The 219-nt window shown below is 68.9% G+C and carries 1 protein-coding gene; it reads left to right on the forward strand.

Features of this window, described 5'->3' with window-relative positions; all coding sequences use genetic code 11:
- The coding region (locus ACXAH0_RS25420; protein WP_475196137.1) for a transposase at positions 1–219 on the forward strand (219 nt) is incomplete at both ends.

Below are 219 nucleotides of genomic sequence, written 5' to 3' on the forward strand. Positions count from 1 at the left end.
GCTCTGACCGGCATTGTCGGCCCCTTGCTTGAGGCGCGGACGGCTTTGATCAGATGCCTGGACGAGTTGGACGGCACGGTCAGGGAGCGCGCTTCGCAGAGCCCGGCCTGTCGGCTGCTGATGACGGCACCGGGCGTGGGGCCGGTGACGGCGCTGGCTTTCGCGGCGACCATCGACGATCCGGCCCGGTTTGCCAAATCGCGCTCGGTGGGGGCCTAT

This window comes from Roseibium sp. AWQ4_290 (genome assembly GCF_056160985.1).